The 19,488-nt window shown below is 42.7% G+C and carries 18 protein-coding genes; 6 read left to right on the forward strand and 12 right to left on the reverse strand.

Features of this window, described 5'->3' with window-relative positions:
* The gene (locus AX660_RS06090) at nt 1-1,680 is read right to left on the reverse strand and encodes a GMC family oxidoreductase (protein ID WP_068374003.1); all 1,680 of its coding nucleotides are present in this window, start codon (nt 1,678-1,680) and stop codon (nt 1-3) included.
* Entirely contained in the window at nt 1,680-2,378 is a 699-nt protein-coding gene (locus AX660_RS06095) for a 3-keto-disaccharide hydrolase (protein WP_082768755.1), read from the reverse strand. Before AX660_RS06095 ends, AX660_RS06090 begins: the two co-directional genes overlap by 1 nt.
* Nucleotides 2,379-2,649: 271 nt before the next feature.
* Between AX660_RS06095 and AX660_RS06100 the strand changes: the two genes are divergently transcribed.
* Nucleotides 2,650-3,543, forward strand: a complete 894-nt coding sequence (locus AX660_RS06100; protein WP_157884307.1) for a type 2 periplasmic-binding domain-containing protein — start codon at nt 2,650-2,652, stop codon at nt 3,541-3,543.
* A gap of 32 nt (nt 3,544-3,575) precedes the next feature.
* On the opposite strand, the gene AX660_RS06105 is transcribed toward AX660_RS06100, so the two are convergent.
* The 6 genes from AX660_RS06105 to AX660_RS06130 form a co-directional block, all read right to left on the reverse strand.
* Entirely contained in the window at nt 3,576-4,682 is a 1,107-nt protein-coding gene (locus AX660_RS06105) for a cupin domain-containing protein (protein ID WP_235594664.1), read from the reverse strand.
* Between the two features lie 195 nt (nt 4,683-4,877).
* The gene (locus AX660_RS06110) at nt 4,878-6,590 is read right to left on the reverse strand and encodes a methyl-accepting chemotaxis protein (protein ID WP_068374015.1); all 1,713 of its coding nucleotides are present in this window, start codon (nt 6,588-6,590) and stop codon (nt 4,878-4,880) included.
* Between the two features lie 199 nt (nt 6,591-6,789).
* Nucleotides 6,790-7,857, reverse strand: coding sequence for a peptidase M42 (locus AX660_RS06115; RefSeq protein WP_068375267.1), 1,068 nt, complete (start codon nt 7,855-7,857; stop codon nt 6,790-6,792).
* Nucleotides 7,858-7,896: 39 nt separating this feature from the next.
* Nucleotides 7,897-9,786 carry a bifunctional glutathionylspermidine amidase/synthase gene (gene gss / locus AX660_RS06120; protein ID WP_068374016.1) on the reverse strand — a complete coding sequence of 630 codons (1,890 nt, stop codon included), beginning with the start codon at nt 9,784-9,786 and terminating at the stop codon, nt 7,897-7,899.
* A gap of 32 nt (nt 9,787-9,818) precedes the next feature.
* Nucleotides 9,819-10,748 carry an alpha-E domain-containing protein gene (locus tag AX660_RS06125; protein ID WP_068374017.1) on the reverse strand — a complete coding sequence of 310 codons (930 nt, stop codon included), beginning with the start codon at nt 10,746-10,748 and terminating at the stop codon, nt 9,819-9,821.
* Between the two features lie 2 nt (nt 10,749-10,750).
* Nucleotides 10,751-12,205 carry a circularly permuted type 2 ATP-grasp protein gene (locus tag AX660_RS06130; protein WP_068374018.1) on the reverse strand — a complete coding sequence of 485 codons (1,455 nt, stop codon included), beginning with the start codon at nt 12,203-12,205 and terminating at the stop codon, nt 10,751-10,753.
* A gap of 197 nt (nt 12,206-12,402) precedes the next feature.
* On the opposite strand from AX660_RS06130, the gene AX660_RS06135 reads away from it, so the two are divergent.
* On the forward strand, nt 12,403-13,149 hold the full coding sequence (locus AX660_RS06135; protein ID WP_068374020.1) for a peptidase: 747 nt from the start codon (nt 12,403-12,405) through the stop codon (nt 13,147-13,149).
* A gap of 30 nt (nt 13,150-13,179) precedes the next feature.
* Here AX660_RS06135 and AX660_RS06140 read toward each other — a convergent pair whose 3' ends face one another.
* Complete coding sequence (locus tag AX660_RS06140; RefSeq protein WP_068374023.1) at nt 13,180-14,283, reverse strand: zinc-binding metallopeptidase family protein; 1,104 nt, start codon at nt 14,281-14,283, stop codon at nt 13,180-13,182.
* A 228-nt stretch (nt 14,284-14,511) separates the two neighbouring features.
* Between AX660_RS06140 and AX660_RS06145 the strand changes: the two genes are divergently transcribed.
* Nucleotides 14,512-15,432 carry a GGDEF domain-containing response regulator gene (locus AX660_RS06145; protein WP_068374026.1) on the forward strand — a complete coding sequence of 307 codons (921 nt, stop codon included), beginning with the start codon at nt 14,512-14,514 and terminating at the stop codon, nt 15,430-15,432.
* Nucleotides 15,433-15,438: 6 nt separating this feature from the next.
* Here AX660_RS06145 and yrfG read toward each other — a convergent pair whose 3' ends face one another.
* Complete coding sequence (gene yrfG, locus AX660_RS06150) at nt 15,439-16,122, reverse strand: GMP/IMP nucleotidase (protein WP_068375271.1); 684 nt, start codon at nt 16,120-16,122, stop codon at nt 15,439-15,441.
* A 109-nt stretch (nt 16,123-16,231) separates the two neighbouring features.
* Between yrfG and nudE the strand changes: the two genes are divergently transcribed.
* From nudE to AX660_RS06165, 3 genes are read left to right on the forward strand one after another with little or no spacing between them, the layout of a single operon-like run.
* Nucleotides 16,232-16,795, forward strand: a complete 564-nt coding sequence (nudE, locus tag AX660_RS06155) for an ADP compounds hydrolase NudE (RefSeq protein WP_068374028.1) — start codon at nt 16,232-16,234, stop codon at nt 16,793-16,795.
* A complete protein-coding gene (gene cysQ / locus AX660_RS06160) occupies nt 16,795-17,631 on the forward strand; it encodes a 3'(2'),5'-bisphosphate nucleotidase CysQ (protein ID WP_068374030.1) in 837 nt (278 codons plus the stop codon). Before nudE ends, cysQ begins: the two co-directional genes overlap by 1 nt.
* On the forward strand, nt 17,628-18,215 hold the full coding sequence (locus AX660_RS06165; protein ID WP_068374034.1) for a YceI family protein: 588 nt from the start codon (nt 17,628-17,630) through the stop codon (nt 18,213-18,215). Before cysQ ends, AX660_RS06165 begins: the two co-directional genes overlap by 4 nt.
* Here the strand turns inward: AX660_RS06165 and AX660_RS06170 are convergent.
* Nucleotides 18,212-18,445: a YheU family protein gene (locus AX660_RS06170; RefSeq protein ID WP_068374041.1), complete on the reverse strand. Its 234-nt coding sequence runs from the start codon at nt 18,443-18,445 to the stop codon at nt 18,212-18,214. The two genes, AX660_RS06165 and AX660_RS06170, sit on opposite strands and share 4 nt — an antisense overlap.
* A complete protein-coding gene (locus AX660_RS06175; protein WP_068375274.1) occupies nt 18,442-19,479 on the reverse strand; it encodes a hydrolase in 1,038 nt (345 codons plus the stop codon). The genes AX660_RS06170 and AX660_RS06175 overlap by 4 nt, the downstream gene beginning before the upstream one ends.
* Nucleotides 19,480-19,488 lie beyond the last annotated feature (9 nt).

Below are 19,488 nucleotides of genomic sequence, written 5' to 3' on the forward strand. Positions count from 1 at the left end.
TTAGAGCACTCCTTGTTGAATTTGCCCAGCTAACCAGTTGGCATTACGCATGGCTAAGGTCATGATGGTTAAGGTGCAGTTTTTGTGGGGGTTAGAGGCAAATACGCCGGCGTCCATGACAAACAAATTGGCGCAATCCCAAGTCTGGCCCCATTGATTGGTCACCGAATCTTGTGGTGATTCGCCCATACGAGTGGTACCTACTTCATGGATAATTTGCCCACCTTTGAGAATGGCTTTTTCAGGCTCTGGCAGTTCACCTACTTCAGCACCCATAGTGGTTAATATGTCTTTAGCGGTTTGTAATCCATGAGCAACCTGATTGATTTCATGTTGTGACCAACGCCAATGAAACTTAGCTACTGGAATGCCCCATTTATCGCTGACTTGGTCGTCGATTTCCATGTAACAATCATCGTTTGGTAACATTTCACCCCGTAAGGCAAAACTGACTGAAGCACCATAATTGGCTTTTGCTTCGTCTTTTAATGCTTTGCCATAACCTTGAAAATTGCCTGAAACCCAAGAGCCTGGTGCGCTAAAACCACTGCCAATTTCAAAGTGATAACCTCGGGGAAAATTCAATTCACCACGTGCTTGTGCCTCATGCCCCCACCACGGCACAAACAAATGGTTGGCGGTATGGCCATCTTCGTTATAGCGCGGTCTATTGCGTAATAATGGAATTTGCGCTCCGATACCTGCGCCGGTTGAATCCATCAAATTACGCCCAACTTGTTTGCTTGAATTGGCTAAACCTTGGGGATGTTTAGGGCTTTTTGAATTGAGCAACAAACGCGCAGACTCACAAGCACTGGCCGCAAGGATCACTACACGGGCACTGAGTTTATGTTCAGTAGCGGTAGTTTTATCGATATAACTTAGGCCTGTCACCTTGCCTTCTGCATTAGTATCTATCGCTCTCACCATGGCATTGGTGATCACTTCAAGTTTACCGGTGGCTTTAGCCATGGGCAGTAATGATGTAGTAGTTTGAAAAGCAGCACCTATGGAACAACCACGACCACAAGGGCTGGCATAAAAACATTTAGCACGATTATCTAAAGGCTGCGTTAAAACGGCACGGTGCATGGGTGCCAGAGGTATGCCGAGCTTTTTCGCCGCCGCCGCCACCAACAATTCGGGGATTCTGGGTTTGGGGGGTGGCTGTAATACTCCTGGAGCAGAGTCCGGCATATCATCTAAACCTGTATTGGTGCCACACACACCAACAAGTGCTTCGGTTTTATCATACCAAGGGGCAATATCCTTATACTCAAAGGGCCAATCTGCACCTAAACCATCGCGGCTTTTACCTTTAAAGTCATGTTCACTAAAACGCAGTGAATAACGACCCCAGTGATTAGTGCGGCCACCCAACATACGCGAGCGCCACCACATAAAATCACTTCCTTCGGCACTGGTATAGGGTTCGTCTGGCACAGTCCAGCCACCGTCAACGGTGGCATCATAAAAACCAAAGTCTTTATCAACATTACCTGAGCCCAACAGAGGCGCATCGGCATTACGATGAAACATCGGGGTTTCAGTTAAAGGGTCGTAATCACGGCCGGCCTCCAGTAAAAGAACCTGAATACCCGCTTTGGTTAGCTCATAAGCCGCCATAGCGCCACCTGCTCCGGAGCCAACAATGATGACATCGTGCTTAAGTAAGGCCATTAGTTTAGCTCCTTGATTTTGATATTTTTAAACCACACAACATCACCATGATCTTGCAAACCGATATGGCCTTGTTTGCCTGTACCAAAACCCTCCCAAGTGGCAAATTTACTGTTGGCAATCAGTTTGTCCCAAGTGCTACTGCCAATAACTATGCTGGTGGTAATGACCTCATTTTGCCAAATCTGCAAATGATTATCTTGTAAACGAATACGCACCTGATTCCACTCTCCAGCGGGTTTAAAGCTCGAAGAAGGGGAGGCGACCATGTCATATAAAGAACCAGAACTATGAGAATCAATTTTATTATCAGAGTGGCGCTCATTGTCTAAAATTTGAATTTCTGGCGCGTGAGAATAAACGTATTTACCACTTTCGTCTGCCATGATTAGAATGCCACTATTGCCACCTTCAGCGATTTTCCACTCTAATTTTAAATCAAAATTGCTGTAGCTGGTCTTAGTGAGAATATCCCCCGCACCCGGCGCACTTAACTTGAGTGTGCCACTGTCAGTTGTCCAGCCAGGGTGTAAACTTTGTTGTTTAAAATTGCGCCATTGCGAAAGATCGCTGCCATCAAATAACAACTGCCAGCCTTCGTTTTGTTCTTGTTTAGTCAGTTGGTTGTCAGCGGCTAAACCAGTACAACTGTACATTGCCATTAATAAGCCAAACGAAAAACCGGTAAGTACTTTCATATTTTTCCTTTAATTTTTGTGGCAACCCTATAGAGGAGTGCTGTTTGAGTGTATTTTCTCAGATTAACACAGCAATCAGCACAAGCAATGCTGAGCGAATATTGGTCTATTTAAAATGACTTACGTACACTGTGGCCTAGTAAAGCTCTGTGGAATGGTGTATAAAAATTTGACTCAGTTTTGTGAAACTCTTTTGAACAATAACGATACAGCTGCGATGATCCGGTCATTTAAAAATGTGAAAGTACTTATATTTTCCAGTTTACTCTGGATGTCTTGGCCTATAAAAGCAGCTGACTTATCTAATGCGGTAACTCTGGTCAATATTCCATTAATGGAAAGGCCAAGTGACCATCGGCTTTATGCTGATGAGTTATTAAACTTAGCCCTTACGCTATCGGCAGAAAAATTTGGCCCCTTTAAAATAGTGCAACATAAGTATCAAACCGTTGTTGGACGCCAATTATTAGAATTAGAAAAAGGGGAGTGGTTGTCTGTTGCAGTATCAATGCCTTTGCCAGCATGGTTAGAAAAAGCCGATGTTGTGCACTTTCCCATCATGAAAGGTTTAGCAAGCTACCGCATGTTTTTTGCTCATCAAGCCCAACAAAACAAACTAGCTGACATTAATTCATTGACTGATCTGCGGAGCCAAGTAATAGGCCAGGGGCGAGGTTGGTCAACCGCTAAAATATTAGAAGACAATGGGTTTAGCGTTATGTATGGCTCAACCTATGAGACACTTTTTCCGATGTTAGAAGCTGATCGATTCCAGTTATTAATGCGTGGAGTTTACGAAATTGAAGCCGAGCACAAGGTCTATCGTCAGACTATGCCTGAACTTAGCATTGCAGATAACATTGCGGTGTATACATATTTGCCGAGCTATTTTTTTGTAAGTAAAAAGCAACCTGCTTTAACTGAGCGTTTAATGTTTGGGTTAAAAAAAGCCAGTGACAGTGGGCAATTTGACAAACTGTTTCAGCGCTATTTTAATAGGGCTCTAAGCATGATGCAAACCAAACAACGTAAAATATTTTATCTCAATAATACTAATATTAATGCCGCAGATTTTGCCGAAGATAACCCCTACTTACTTGATTACATTCGTAAACTGGAAGCGCAAAAACCGAGGCTTGAGCTAGCTAGGCGGATAACAGGATAGTGTTACATTCAGCTTGCTGGCCTGTGTGGCATTTATTTAGCCTGCAGAAAGCCGCTGGTAATTAAACGACTTACCAGTGCAATACGCACATCATCACCCAGCTCCCCAGGGATATCCATCACCTTAAATTCAACATTGGCTGCAATAAAACGTAAGGCTTGTTCTGCCCCAGGGTGGATCAAAATTTTCTCTGCAGGTTGGCACCAGTCTAGGATATCGGCAGTGCCGATCAACTGTGAAATAGAAAGCGGATTGTGTTTAATCTTGCTATTAACATGAATGGTTGACGTTGTTTTGTCCGATTTTAATTTAGGTAAATCGTAAACCATACGTGAACGCCGTTTGGCCATTGCTTGCAAAATAAACTCGTCTGTTTGGCATTGCTCACTTAACTTTTTAAGTCCAGCCCTAATTTGCTCAAAAATGGCATTTTGGTCTTGTCCGCCTGATACATTGTCCGCGCGTAAGCCTATATTGCTTCTTATATTTCGATCCAAATCAGCCATATGATCCAATACAGCATTTAAACCATCGCGTACAGTGACAGGTACAAAACCAATCGACAGATGAATAGATTCGCTCGTGGATTGCACAGTATGGGCGGTACCTCGTGGTACATAAAGTAAATCACCAGGTTCTACGTCATAAGTTGTATAACGTCCTAGTGGCGGTGGCCCCTCACCTATACCTTTCCAGACATTGGGCAGAGTTGCTGGTTCATCGGAAATAAACCATCGTTTAGTGCCGGTTATCTGGACGACGATGACATCAATTTCATCATGGTGCACAGGGGCGGCAGCTCCCGCCTCACTCCAGAAAATCACTACACCGACGGGTTTCTCAAAAATAAACTCTAAGGCACGAGTAAATTCAGATAGCTGTGGAGCAATATCTATGACTTCTGGTAGCCTTACTGTGTAACCACGCTCGTGGTATTCCCTGATCAGCGCTTGAAAAGCCTCAGCATTGGCTACTTTGCGTGCCACAGGCGGTGGTACTTTGGGAGTATGAATATGGCAAGTCAGTGTATGGGCATATTTTTCAAACTCACCCAAGATGGCTTTTTTAGGATCGCTGCCCAGCATTGATGCACGCTCTGGAGACTGTCCACTTAACAAAGCAAAAGGCCGACGACTCACTATATCGCTGAAAAACTGTTCATAAGTGCAAGGTGTTAATATCTTGCTGAGTATTTGTTGGGCTGTGGAGAGTATCAATGTCTAGGATCAGGCAAAAAGTTTGATTTATCTTAACGTCTCACCTGCAATCTTTAAATGATTTTTTAGCAGAGTAGGGGCGTGTGAGCCCCGCCTCGTCATTCTGCTAATGTTAGTTTAAGAAAGTTTGAATTTTTTCGCCATCATACCAAGCTCTTCTGCCACACGTTTGATGCCGTCACTGTTTCTGGCGGTTTCTTTAGCGGCAGCAGAAGATTGCTGAACTTCTTGTAGTACGACGTGAATGTTACGACTGATCTCTTCCACTACCACACCTTGTTCTTCGGTAGCGGTTGCAATTTGAGTATTCATATCGGAAATAGCAGCAATGCGGCTTGAAATATTTTTTAAAGATTCACCCGCTTTACCGGTATTTTCTACACATATACTCGATTGATTACTGCTGCTGCTCATGGCATCCACAGCTTTTTTGGAGTTAAGTTGCAAACTGCTGATCATGCTTTGGATTTGGGCAGTAGAGTCTTGAGTGCGTTTAGCAAGGTTACGTACTTCATCGGCCACGACTGCAAAACCTCGCCCTTGTTCACCTGCGCGTGCCGCTTCAATTGCAGCGTTTAACGCCAATAAATTGGTTTGTTCGGCGATGGCTTTGATGACGTCCAAGATAGTCGAAATAGTATTACTGTCTTTTTCTACATGCTCAATGGCCTCTGAGGCCGAACTGATTTCACGGGCTAATTGCTCCATGCTCGCAATAGCTTGGGCAACAATAGTCAAACCCATACTGGCTTCTTGATCAGATTGACTGGCAGAGGTTGACGCTTCCGCCGCATTGCGTGTCACATCTTGCACGGTAGCGACCATTTGGTGCACAGCAGTGGCGATTTGATCCAGGCTATCTTGTTGTTTGTCTACCGAGGCATTGGTCGTGCTTGCAATACTATGGAGTGTCGATGAAGAAGAGTTAAGATCCTTGATAGATTTATTAAATTTTTCCAGCAAGTTTTTGATGCTTTTAGTCATTAAATTAAAATTTTGAGCTAGTGCAGACATCTCAGGTTGGCCATCTTCATCTAAACGTAAGGCCAGATTGATATCTCCATTGCCCATATCGACGGCCATAAAGGTATCAACTACGTTGCGTAAGGGGCTGAAAAGATACTGCAACATAAACCACGTAAGTCCAACAATCACTAAACCACATAAAATTTGTAAGGTAGAGGCGGTATTAAGCCAAAAGCTCGCAGCGCTGCGAGCTTCTTCGAGTTGCTCAGCAGTACGTTTATCCAGAGCTTGAAAAAACTGATTAACTGGTGCCAGTATTTTAGTCACTTCGTCATGGTAGTTATCATCAAACAAAATACGCAGAGCAAACTCGTTAACATTTTCACCTTGTTTAGGCTCAAAAGGCCCATTCACCAACTTGTTTTGCCGAATCGATTCCATCGCTTGCGTTTCAGTATTGACTAGCTCGCTTGAATATTTGGCGGCTTGCGCCATCAGTTCCAGCTCTTTGGAGGAAAACTCTAATGCCAGCATGATGTCTGTTTGCGATTTTCTCTGATCCGGATAAAGCTCAGCATTAACGCTTGAAGGGCGCGGAGTTTTACCACCCTGCCAGTCTACAATTGTAAAATAATCATCAAAATATTTTTTGTTGCCCGTGGCGACATAAGTACGAGCTAAACGGGTTAAATCCATCGAAGCATGGCGAAATTCGTCAGCAAGGTTAAAGGATAAATAGCGTATACGTGCGGCTTCAACTTGTTGATTATTTTTACTGACTGCAACCATTTCGGACAATATGGCTAATAAAGTAAAGCCGATGGTCACGCACAGTGAGATGAGCATTTTTGTTCTGATGTTCATATTTCGCCTCAACACTTCAAGTTAAACAAAAATAGATATATTGGTTTTATCATCTAATAAGTAAAAAACATTAGCTTAAAAAGCCAGAAAACCCTTATTAATCAATAAAAAATTTAATTGAGCCATGAGAGCTTTGAGCATATTTACTCAAACAACCTGAATCCTGCATCTTCAGGTTGTTTGGGTATATATTATGCCGCTAACTATGAGCTAATTCTTGCATCAGGGCTAAAAATGCCTGCACAGATTCCAGTGGCGCTGACTCAGACATAGTGTGATAACCACTTGATGGTATCTGCAAGGTTGTACCGTCTACCAAGCCGTTCGAAGCCGCGATAATTCGCCCCATTTCCGTTGAACCAAAAGAAGACAATGGCTCACCTTTTTGCTCTTGAATAAGATGTTGAGCAGCAACGTATTCGTCTTTAAATTGGTAAGTGATACCCAAACGTTGGCAGATTTCAACCAAGGTCTGATTGAGCTGGGGATTAAAATCAGCGTTGGCATCTTTATTACGCAATACTAACTGCTGTTGTTTAGCAGTGGGTAAGTCTGGATACGGACTGGTATCTACCACAATCAATTTATTGGTTGAGCCGCCAAAACGTCTGAACCATTCAAGCAAATAGCGCCAGCTTTTCCCTGCTTCTTCTTGGGCGGTAAAAAACGCTGTACCCTGAAATCCACCCTCAAACAAATGTACTAAGGCTGCAGTTGTTAATACGTTATCCAACTGGCCAACCAAGGCTTGATCAGTAATGGTGAGTTTATCGGTAAAGGCTACTGGGGTGCCGGCAACTAAGTGCTCTAAGCCTTCGACTTGAAAGATTAAGTTATTCCGAAACTCACAGATATAGGCTCCTTTAATTTTGCCACAACCGCGATAGGCTCCCGACCAGGGCTCAAAGGCATATACTCCTTCAGCATCAAAGCGATTGACGATTTTTTGCATCAGTGACTCACTTACCGAGTTACCTAATAAATCAGAACGTGCCCCTGCTACAAAAGCGGCATATTGAAACTCGTTTGGACCTGTGCAAACCAAACCATGGCGGTCGATATGGGCTGAAAACATGCGTGAATCGGGTTTGTTGCCTTGCGCCACCAGCAGACCTTCGTACCATGTGACCTTGGCGCCACGCTCTTCCAATTCCCGTTGCAGTACCCGAAAAAAAGAATGCTCTGCTCCCGTTACACTTGGGCTACGTATCAAGGTGCGTAATAACTCAATAAAAGACTCTGGTAAGTCGTGTGATTGATTTGTCAATTTGCCTAAAGTCTCTGTGCTACTACCCACTGCAATTCCTTACGTATCTAAAAATGATAAATCATCGTCAATTCTTAACGCCATACAATCACTGTCTTTGCCAATAATCATCGAGCTATCGACTCTTACACCACTACCGGCATAATTACCTGCGGCGGTAAAAGTGCACACTTGCACATAATATTTGCCTACTTTAGGTAGGGCAAAAAGCTGTTGATATATTTGTGTCCGATCAGCAAAAGCACCTCCTTTGTCAGCTAACACCTTGTTGTTTTTATCAATAAGTTGAATGTTAGCCCCACAGCGACCCACTATGGGTTTAACCACGTAGCCACTTGCTTCTAACTCTGGACTAAGTTCAAAGCTGGTGTTCAATAATAAAGGATGGTTTGGAAATAGTGACCAAAGAATTGGCAATATAGCCTTGTTACTTGGTATAAGGGTCCAGAGTGGTTCAAACACCATGATTTCTTTTCTGAGTAATACATCACTTAAATTTGGCACACTTCCGGGGGGGCGAATTTTATCGCTGATGGTTTGTTGTGCATCTTGCTCTGTACGCAGTTGATCTAGGGCGGTTTCCCATGCCCAGGTTTTCCATACCCACTTAACCTTGTTGCCATTAACATCGACGATGTCGCCTTGTTCATTCCAACTGAGTGAGCTTAAACCGACAACTCGCTCACACTTATGACCTGCCGCTTCTATGGCAGACAACATAAATAGGGCATGGTAGTCCTCTTCCGGATCGGTATCTTGTAATACATGAACCAAACCTTCTACTTCACTTTCGCGCCACGCTTTAACGAGCTCTGCAAATAGCGTAGAGCCCGCATCTTCACCATGTTTTAGGCCTAAATGTTTAGCCCACTTACCCTGCACCTTGCCGGTTTCCATATAACAAGAGGCGGAGTCACAGTTGTACTCGTAAACTTTCAGCCCCTTATCTGACATCGAAAAATCAAAACGGCTGGTGATCAATTGATTGAGGCGGTTATCCCAAGACTGGCGGATACGCGGTAAAATGGATGCAGGCAAACCAAAAGACTCGACTAACTCGTCATGCTGCAACACATATTCAGTGGCATGCATAAATAAACCGTGTAACTCATCGGTGGCAGACTCCAGGGCTTCCTGAGCCGTTTGTGATAACAAGTAATAATTTAAATGGTCTTCTGCAACTGAGGTAAGCCAATGGCCTTGCATCATATCCACATAGGCAGCTTCATCATCATTGGCAATATTTAACCACGGTTTTAAGGCTTGTGGCGACGAATGTGCAGTGGCAGGTTTTAAGTTAAATAACTCTTGCTGTTCTGGCTCTAAAATTTCGCCATGACTTGTATCATCGGTTTGGATCATCCAGCCTAGTATGGTTGCATCACTAAACGAACATTCGATCCAAAAATCGTTTTCACGGCCTATTTTGACTTTAATCTCACGGGAGTAATCTCGCCCCTCTGGCCAGACGACAAAATCCATATTTTGCTCAACAATACGCACGTAGTCATCGCTAACTTGGGTAATAATCGCCACATGGCCGGTATTAACAAACTCTCCACCTTCTTCCCAAATGAGTAAACTGCCTACTTCTGGGTGACGCTGGGCGCCATTTTTATAAGCTTGCAAGGGTAAAAGTTCATTGGTGGCAACCTCGCGTACCGAGCGCAAATTAAAAATCTCATAGGCCATAGATACATCATTAAAGATATAACCTTGGTTGATGTACAACCAACGACGGGCAAATTCCACACATTGCCATTTATACCCCATATAAATGCCATCATAGTAACTGCGATAAGCACTTCGATTGGGATAAATATTGGGATCGGCGGAATCATAATCACTGGAATATGAAATGACACCGCCGGGGGCGGTGCCAAGTTCAGTGCCAAAAGGCGTAACAGCTAACTCTATTTTATGTGGCATCGTTTTCCAGTATGAAAGTCACCATGACGGTATTAAGTATGGAAAAAATAGGTCTGATTGATTTTGTCAAAAATGGTATTTAAACCAAGTTGCATATCATCAATAAACTCATGCAGTTTTTCCTGAATTAAGCTCTGTGGATTGGCATCCAATAGTTGAGTTTCAACTACCCGGATTTGCATGATAATTTCTTCATGATTTGGTAAGGTTTTTAAACAATGTTCGACTTGTCGCAATGCATGTAATAAGGAACGAGGGAATCTATCTTCTAATAATAAAAATTTTAGGACGTCTGGACGACGGATACGTAAACGCACTTCACGTCGATACATTTGATACGCAGTCAGTGACTTGAGCACACTCATCCACTGAATGTTTTCAAAGGCCGACTGTGAGGTTTCAGTATCTTGCAATAATGAGGCTGAACGCACATCAATGATGCGAGTGGTCATGTCGGCTCTTTCTAAATTACGCCCAATACGCAAGAATTCATAACCCTCATCATGGGTCATAGTTCCCGCTAATATGCCGGTAATAGTTTGATTTGACTGAATTATTTCACTCAAAAAACCGTAACGTGAGCGTCTAGCCTGGGCTTTTTGACAGTTTTCTTTAGCATAGGAATAGAGCTCATTGATTCGTTCCCACGACTCTCTTGGAATAATCTCGCGAACTGTGCGAGCGTTCTCGCGCGCTGCGCTTAAAGAGCTAATGATTGAGCCATGGTTTTTTTGATCGGCAACCATAAAGTTAATCACATTACGTTCAACGGCCTCTTTATGAGTGGAATAAAACAGTTCTCGGTACGACAAAATATCGACTATGGGCTCCCATCCCAAGGAGATACTTCTCGGTAAATCTAACAATAAATTAGAATTAACATTAATCAAACGTGCGGTATTTTCAGCACGCTCCAAATATCTTCCCATCCAACATAGGTTATTGGCGACTCTTGATAACATAATTAAGATCCCTCCATATCAACGATCCAGGTATCTTTACTGCCACCACCTTGTGAAGAATTCACAACCGTGGAGCCTCTTATCATCGCGACTCTGGTTAAGCCTCCTGTGGTCACTTTGACGTCTTTACCACTGAGGATAAAAGGACGTAAATCCAAATGACGAGGTTCTACTTTGGTATCTACCATAGTCGGTGCTGTAGACAGTATTAACATCGGTTGCGCCACATAATTGCGTGGGTCTTCTTGGATTAATTTACGGAATTTTTCATGTTCTTTGGCATTAGAGTGTGGGCCAATTAACATGCCGTAACCGCCAGACTCATTGGCCGGTTTGACCACCATAGAAGCAATGTTTTCTAATACATACTCACGTTCTTTTTCATTTACACATTTATAAGTCGGCACGTTGGGTAAAATGGGCTCTTCATTTAGATAATATTTAATAATGTCAGGCACAAAGGCATACACCACTTTATCATCAGCAACTCCTGAACCTGGTGCATTGGCAAGAGCAACATTGCCCGCCTTCCAAGCCCGCATGATGCCTGGTACGCCTAGAGTTGATTCTGGATTAAATACTTCTGGATCAAGAAACCAATCATCTATGCGCCGATAAACCACATCAACCCGCGAGAGGCCATTGATGGTACGCATATAAACACAATCATCATCGCCGACCACTAAATCGTTACCTTCAACTAACTCTGCGCCCATTTGCTGGGCTAAATAAGCATGTTCAAAGTAGGCTGAGTTATAAATGCCGGGAGTGAGTACCACGATTTCTGGTTCGGCAATGTCTCTAGGTGACATGGCTGCCAACATGTCGTAAAGGTCAGAAGGATAATCATCTACTGGCAGTATGTTGAGTTTTTCAAACATTTCTGGGAAAACTCGTTTCATCACCTGACGGTTTTCCAGCATATAAGATACCCCAGAAGGTACTCTGAGGTTGTCTTCCAGTACATAAACCACGCCTTGATTATCACGCACTAAGTCAGAGCCACAGATGTGCGCCCACACCCCTAATGGCGGGCTAAAACCTTTGCATTCAAGGAGGAAGTTTTTGGATTTATCCAATAGGTCGGCGGGAAAAATGCCATCTTTGATGATGTTTTGGGCATTGTATAAATCATCAATAAACATGTTTAAGGCTTTAACACGTTGTTTTAAACCAATTTCAATATCTACCCATTCTTTTTTATCAATGAGCCTAGGAATAATATCAAAGGGCCAAGCACGATCTATCGAACCTTCTTCGTCATTGTAGACCCGAAACGTGATACCCATGACATGAATGGCGGAATCTGCAGCGGCTTTATATTCAATAATCTCTGCGTCAGATAAGTCTCGCAAATAGCTACACAAATCATCTGCATAGGCTCTTGGTTTACCACTAGCTCGCAGTAGCTCGTCATGCAGATTTGCTACTTTATAATTTCCCCATCGAATAGCCATTGGAACCCCTTGCTGGTTATTTGAACATCTAGTATACGGACAACAGAATTGTTTTAAAGCTGCTTTCATGCCAAAAATATTATTTGTAATTCTAGTGGAGCAGAGACAAAATGCTGTCTCTAGATGATCAATTTTGGGTCATTCTTTCGTTCCCCTTAAATGAATAAGCCCAACTATAGTGCAGTGAGAGAGTAGCGTTGACATACTGTTTAGCAATTAGCGTAAATAAAGGTTTAGTGTTTGCTTCTGATTCGCGCACTAATGCTGGGGTCGATTATGTGGCGACCTACAGTAAAATGACCACTTTTGTCTTTCCACAAAATCGCAGTTTAGTATTATTAACCTCTGGCAGCTTAGCTACATCTCAAGCAGTGATTAATGCGATTAAGACCGATCTTAATGATCCTGATGCAGAGTTTAATTTATGTAAGGGTAAATATTTACATGAAGTAGCCAAGTACATCGGCCAACTGAGTCAAAAAGAACAAAAGCAACATGCTGAAGCCATGGAGAAATCCAAGGCTAGTTCTGAATCGAGTTTTATCCTAGGTGGACAAATTGCCGGTCAACCCTGTGAGATCTTTTTGATTTACCCTCAGGGTAACTACATTACCGCGTCTACAGAAACGCCTTATTTGCAAATTGGCGAAAATAAATACGGTAAACCCATACTAGACCGCATTGTCAGTGCTAATACCTCATTAGAGGACGCCGCACGTTGTGCCATCGTCTCTTTAGATTCAACCATCAGAAGTAATATATCGGTGGGTCCTCCGATAGAATTGGCCATTCATAGCAACAACGTGATCGAAGCTCCTTACCGTACTTCACTGAGTAACAACAGTGTGATGTATAAATCGGTACAGAAGCATTGGAATGAAGGTTTAAAGCGCGCGTTTAATAAATTGCCGCGCTTTGATTGGGAAAAACCATCGGCAAAATAGCTAAATTAACCTGGACTATGGGCAGGTTAATTAGCTATGACGTTGCTGATAAACATCGTCATTCTGTAATACCACTTGATGTACAAAACGTAATTTATCTAGCGCGCTGATAGGGATGACAAAAGGATAGGCATCATCTAAGCCCATACTTCTATTTAAGCCATTTAATACCGCGGTTAGTCTACACCAGTCATTAAACAAATGAGTAAAGCTGGTGGCAGTGTACACTTGGTCGTGCTGACCACTGGCAACCAAGGGGTTGGCTACCTTGTTACCCGATACACTAAAATCAAAATCACTGGCCGTTTCAAGAGTATCCACCATGTGCAGATAATGGGCCCAGGTTTCAGCCCAATCTTCCCACGGATGCATACTGGCGTAGGCTGTTACCCATACATTCTGCCAGTTTTGTTTTGGTCCATTAGCATAATAATCTTGCATGGCCTGTGAATAGTCTATACGTTCATCACCAAATAAAGCACGAAAAGGCTCAAGTTGAGAACTGTTTTTAATGAACCTATCCCAATAATAATGACCAGACTCGTGACGAAAATGCCCAATTAAAGTGCGGTAATTTTCATTTAGGCTTTCACGTATTTGTAGGCGAGAACTGTGCTGGGCTTCATTCACATTGATGGTAATGATGCCTGCGTGGTGACCAGTATTAACGTAATTTTTAACCGTTAACTCATTGCCAAATTCATCTTTGACTTGATCCTCTAAAAACTCAAAACCCAGCCCAGTAAGAGGTTCGTCGCGACGATTCACTACAGGCAGTTTGAGTTTATACAAGGTATATAGTAAACGACGTTTGGCTTGTTCTAAGCGATACCAAAGCCGTTTGTTGTGTTCAATATCTAGATTGGGAATGACTTCATTAAGCTGACAGGCCTGACAATAGTCATGAGTTTCATCAAAGGGGATCATCCAGTTACAGACATTGTAATCAGTGTAGTTTTTACATTGACGATATATCCGGCCGTTACTGGAAGCTTGCAAATTGTCAAAACGATTACGAGTGAAAGCACTTAGTTGCACATCATCGGGTAAAAAGCCCAATAATAAACCACAAACTACACATTGGCTGTTGGCAAAATGTAGTTTATTGCCACATTGACAAACAAAAGTTTTCAAACAGAATTCCTCGACAAAACACGGGATACAGCGAGCTGCGCATCATGAGTCATTTAAGCCAGCATAGCAATGTTGCCAGCATATATCTGCACAAAACGGCCTTCATTATAATACGACCAAAACAAGACGCTGTTTAATAATTGAGCGAAAAAGTAAAAAACAGGTCGATTAAACGCAGTTTACTAATATAAGATGTCGGTATGGTTAAGGTTTTAAATCAGGGATGTTATGACAACAGGCTATACATTGCCCCGTTCTACTTTATTGTTGGTCGATGCTGATAAACAACAAATAGCAACTTTGCGTCGCATGTTTAGTCACGAATATAACATTGAAGTAGCGCAGGATGGCAAACACGCAGCAAATAGCGCTTTTGATATGGATATTGACTTAATACTTTGTGCCGTTAACAGCCCATTGATATCTGGCTCCGAACTTTGTGCCTTAGTAAAAAACAATCCAATAACCCGACATATCCCCATTATTTTGCTGGCTGACAATGCCACTGCCGATGAAGAGCAAATGTGCCTTGAGGCGGGAGCGATTGATTACATCAGCCGCGCAACGCTGCCACCAATACTGCTTTCACGTGTACGTAATCACATGGGCTTAGTTGAACACCAAAAAATGCTGGAACATGTTTCCAGTACTGACGGTTTAACGGGCTTGGCCAATCGTATGCAACTAGATACCACCTTAAACCGTGTCTGGCATGCAGCGATTAGAGCAGGGCATTCTATCGGTTTGTTAATGATAGATATCGATCATTTTAAGTTTTACAACGATGAATTTGGCCATATCCAAGGTGATGAATGTTTGAAATTGGTGGCGTCGACTATTGCTAAAAGCAAATACCGTGAAGAGGATTTTGCTGCCCGTTATGGTGGTGAAGAGTTTGTTTTGTTATTGCCTTATACCACACTAGACGGTGCTAAAAAGGTTGCCAAGGCACTGCTCAAAAATATCCGCCAGCTAAAAATTCCTGCACCTTCTCGAGCAGGCTCTGACAGAGTCACTGTCAGTGTTGGGGTGGCAGCCATGTCTCCCAAATTTGATCCTTTGCAAAATATCAGCCCCATGGAATTGATCAATCAGGCGGATATGCAATTGTTTAAAGCCAAACGCGCAGGTCGTGATCGTCTTTGCTGATCGTGTTTAAAGCCTCGGCGGATTTTGCAGTATGTCAGTTAGCAGCAATCCATAGTCAGAGACCGCTGCATAATCTTTAGTATCGATGTGTGGCCGTTGGCTATCTGGATTACTCACAGCAAGTAAGTGTTTAATACCAAAGTCTTGGGCGGCCTGCAGTATGCTGAGGCTGTCGTCTACAAATAGCGTGTGCTGGCAGTTAAAATGAATGTCTGCTTGTAATTTTTGCCACAATAATTGTGATTCTTTAGTGACACCAAACTGGTGAGTCGAAATTAATTTATCGATATGGCTATCTAAGTGGGTATGTCCGACTTTTAGCGACAAGCTATCTGGGTGGGCGTTGGTCAATAAAATCACTTCTCTACCAGAATATTTGAGGGCATCAATAAAAGCGATAGCGTCAGGACGAATACTGATCAAATGTTCGATTTCTCTTTTTGCCAAGACAATATCGATCTTAAGTTTTTCGCTCCAATAGTCTAAACAATACCAGTGTATAGTGCCTGCAACCTTATGATATTCAGCCAACATAAAGTCTTTTGCTGCCGCAACTGAGATACCTTGAAGCGTAGCTAATTTGTGTGGTAAGTGCTCCAACCAGAAATGGTTGTCAAAGTGTAGGTCTAGCAGTGTACCATCCATATCAAGCAGGACAGTTTCAATTTGTTTCCAATCAATATTTGACAAAGGGTATGACTCTTGTTTAAACAGTGGGTGCAAAAGCGATAACTCATTATGTTGACCAAACGACAACACTGAATTTGATGACTAAAACCAATAGTAACGTGAATTAACTATGAGCAAAATAGACAATAAAAAAGCCCTACCACAAATTCATCAACGTAAAGTGATTGCGCAAAGCGGTTTGTTTAAAATCGAACAACTGGAACTTGAGTTTTCAAATGGTGAAAAACGCCAATTTGAACGCATGGCGGGCAGTGGTCGCGGTGCAGTAATGATAGTCCCTTTTATCAACGAGCATGAGTTTTTGTTAGTCAGAGAATACGCGGCTGGCACTCATTCTTATCAACTTGGATTTCCTAAAGGCTTGATAGACCCTGGCGAGTCTGCCATGGTTGCAGCCAACCGTGAACTAAAAGAAGAAGTAGGTTATGGTGCGCAAGAGTTGATCGCTTTGCATACCGTAAGCATGGCTCCGGCATTTTTTGACGCAAAAATGGAAATTTTCATCGCTAAAAAACTTTACGCCGAAAGTTTAGTTGGTGATGAGCCCGAGCCGATGGAAGTGATCCCTTGGTCAATTAACGATATAGATACACTTCTGGCCAGAGAAGATTTTGTTGAAGCAAGGTGTATTGCCGCTTTGTTTCTTACCCTTAAATGGATAAAGGAAGGCTAATGGCCCATTACGATATTCCGGCTTTACTCGAAATCGCCAAACGCGCGGCAAAAGTGGCGGGCGCGGCTATTATGGAGATTTATGATAGCGGTAATATTACCACCTATCATAAAGAAGATGATTCTCCGGTAACCAATGCAGACTATAAAGCCAATGAAATTATTTTGGCTATTTTGCAACAAGAAACACCTGATATTCCTATCATGTCGGAAGAAACCGACAACGCCAAGTTAGCCACCCGCAAAAACTGGAAACGCTATTGGTTAATCGATCCCATTGATGGTACTCAAGAATTTGTTGCCCGTAGCGGCGACTTTGCGGTCAACATCGCCTTGGTCGAAGATAATGTACCGATTATCGGCGTCATTTATTGGCCACCTGGTGATACGTTGTACTCTGCATCAACAGGTTATGGTGCCTTTAAAGAAAGTCCGGCTGAAAACAAACAAATCCATGTGCGGGCTTTTGATGACGTAGAGCAAGGTGTGGTCATGATTGCGATCAGCCGTCGCCAAGCGCGTGAAAAAGTCATGAATAGCATGAGTAAACACCGTATTTATCAGACTTTGCCTTTAGGCAGTTGCTCATTAAAAGCCTGTTTTATTGCCGAAGGAAAAGCCGACGTATTTTTACGTATTGGCGTGACGGGTGAATGGGATACCGGCGCGTCACAATGTATTGTTGCCGAAGCGGGAGGTTCTATTTTAGCCCATGACTTCGAACCCTTAAGTTACAACCAACGTAAAGTTGTAACCAATCCCGATTTTATTGTGATGGGCGATCAAAATGTTGATTGGCCATCAATTGTTAAATATCAACTTGGAAACCAGCCATGAAAACCCTGAAAAAAAGTTTAGCGAGCGGATTACTTACCTTAAGTTTTTTAAGCACTAGTGTCTTTGCGCATTTTGTTGTTGATAACGATCAATCCAGTGTTTTTTTTATCTCTACAAAAAACCTCAATGTTAGCGAAATACATCATTTCAAAAACATTGAAGGCGCGATGGAAAAAGACGGTAAATTTTCCTTAGATATTAATTTGGGCTCAGTAGAAACCGGTATCGAAATTCGCAATACCCGCATGCAAGAACAGCTTTTTAAGGTGGATTCTTTCCCTAAAGCTCATGTATCAGCCACCTTGCCAGCTAAGGTCTTAGCCATGGATAAAGGCCAAAGTTTACGTATCCAGTTACCCGCGACCTTGAGTTTAATGGGTATAGACAAAGCCTTGAGTCTGGATTTAGTGATCAACAAAACGATTGAAGAACAGTATGTGGTGACCAGTGCCCAACCTGTGCTTATTGGCGCCGCTGACGTTGGTTTAAAAGAAGGTGTTGAAGTACTGCAAAAATTAGCAGGTTTAAGCAGTATTGGTTTAACCGTGCCTGTGTCATTCAACTTAGTTTTGAATAAACACTAGTCCTCAGCTTCACTGTGCTTAAGCTGATTTTTAGGCACAATATTGACCGTTTCATGCAGTTCTGAGTACACCACAAAAGCCTCGCCCGACTTAAGTTGGGTGAGGACCTGCAGCACCTTATCCTGCAAATTCACATCCTGTTCACCGTACTCTGTACCTTCTTGTAATACAAAACCTTCGATCAAATTGACTAAGGTTTCGTGGGCTATTTCATTGATTGGAACGATCATAATTTCTCATTTTTTACGGTATTGTTTGACGCTAAGATGGATTGAAAAAAGCGGGCACTACGTGGCTGTAGCCATATTTCTGGAGACCAAGGTGTACCTTGCATAAATCCACAATGACCACCTTGTTCGCTAACTTCTACTCGCACAAAGGCAGAAAGTTGCTCGGCTTTAGGCAGCACATTTTCATTCATAAAGGGATCGTCTTTAGCGTGAATTATCAGAGTTGGCGTTTTGATCTTGTGTAGAAAGGGTAAGGCACTACAACGTTGATAGTAGTCATTAGCATCCTTAAAACCATGCAAAGGTGCCGTGATATTTTGGTCAAAATCTCGAAAAGTTTTGATGCTAGGAATTTGCTCTTCGGTGATGTTAATCAGGCCGCGATAATCAATACTTTGCATTTTTAAACTAAGATTTTTTAACATGCTTTTAAGTAAATATTTTTGATATCGCCGCGCAAAACCATGGTTAATACTGTCTGCACATTCGTTTAACAACAAAGGTGCAGAGACAGCCATAGCTCCCTGAATAATCCTTTGTTCAGGTCTTTCACCCAGCAACTTAAGCAACATATTAGCCCCCAGTGAAAAACCGATGGCAAGTTTAGGTAAATCTGGGTATTGCTGTTGCAAGTAGTTTAATAAAGTCCACGCATCGCCGGTTTCACCCGAATGATATGCTCGAGCTAATAAGTTGGGCTTACCACCACAACCGCGAAAATGCATCACTACCACAGCAAATCCTTGGCGCTGTAAATACGCAGCGGTGTTGTGGCAATAATGAGAGTCAATTGAGCCTTCGAGGCCATGAAACATCACCACTAAAGCGTTGGCTGCGAGCGGCTCACCTACCCATACTAAGTTGACCTTATCACCGTCTGGTAGGCTGAAATCTTCGCGTCGATAGCTCAAGGCCGCACGCTTCTGAAAAAAACGTGGAAAGATGGTTTGCACATGACGATTGCGCGCCCACCATGGCGCAATAAAGTCACTAACAACGACCTTCCCTTTGTGCTGTAACAACTCTGTTGGCATATTATTAAA

The organism is Paraglaciecola hydrolytica, from assembly GCF_001565895.1.
In the GTDB taxonomy this organism is placed as follows: Bacteria; Pseudomonadota; Gammaproteobacteria; order Enterobacterales; family Alteromonadaceae; genus Paraglaciecola; species Paraglaciecola hydrolytica.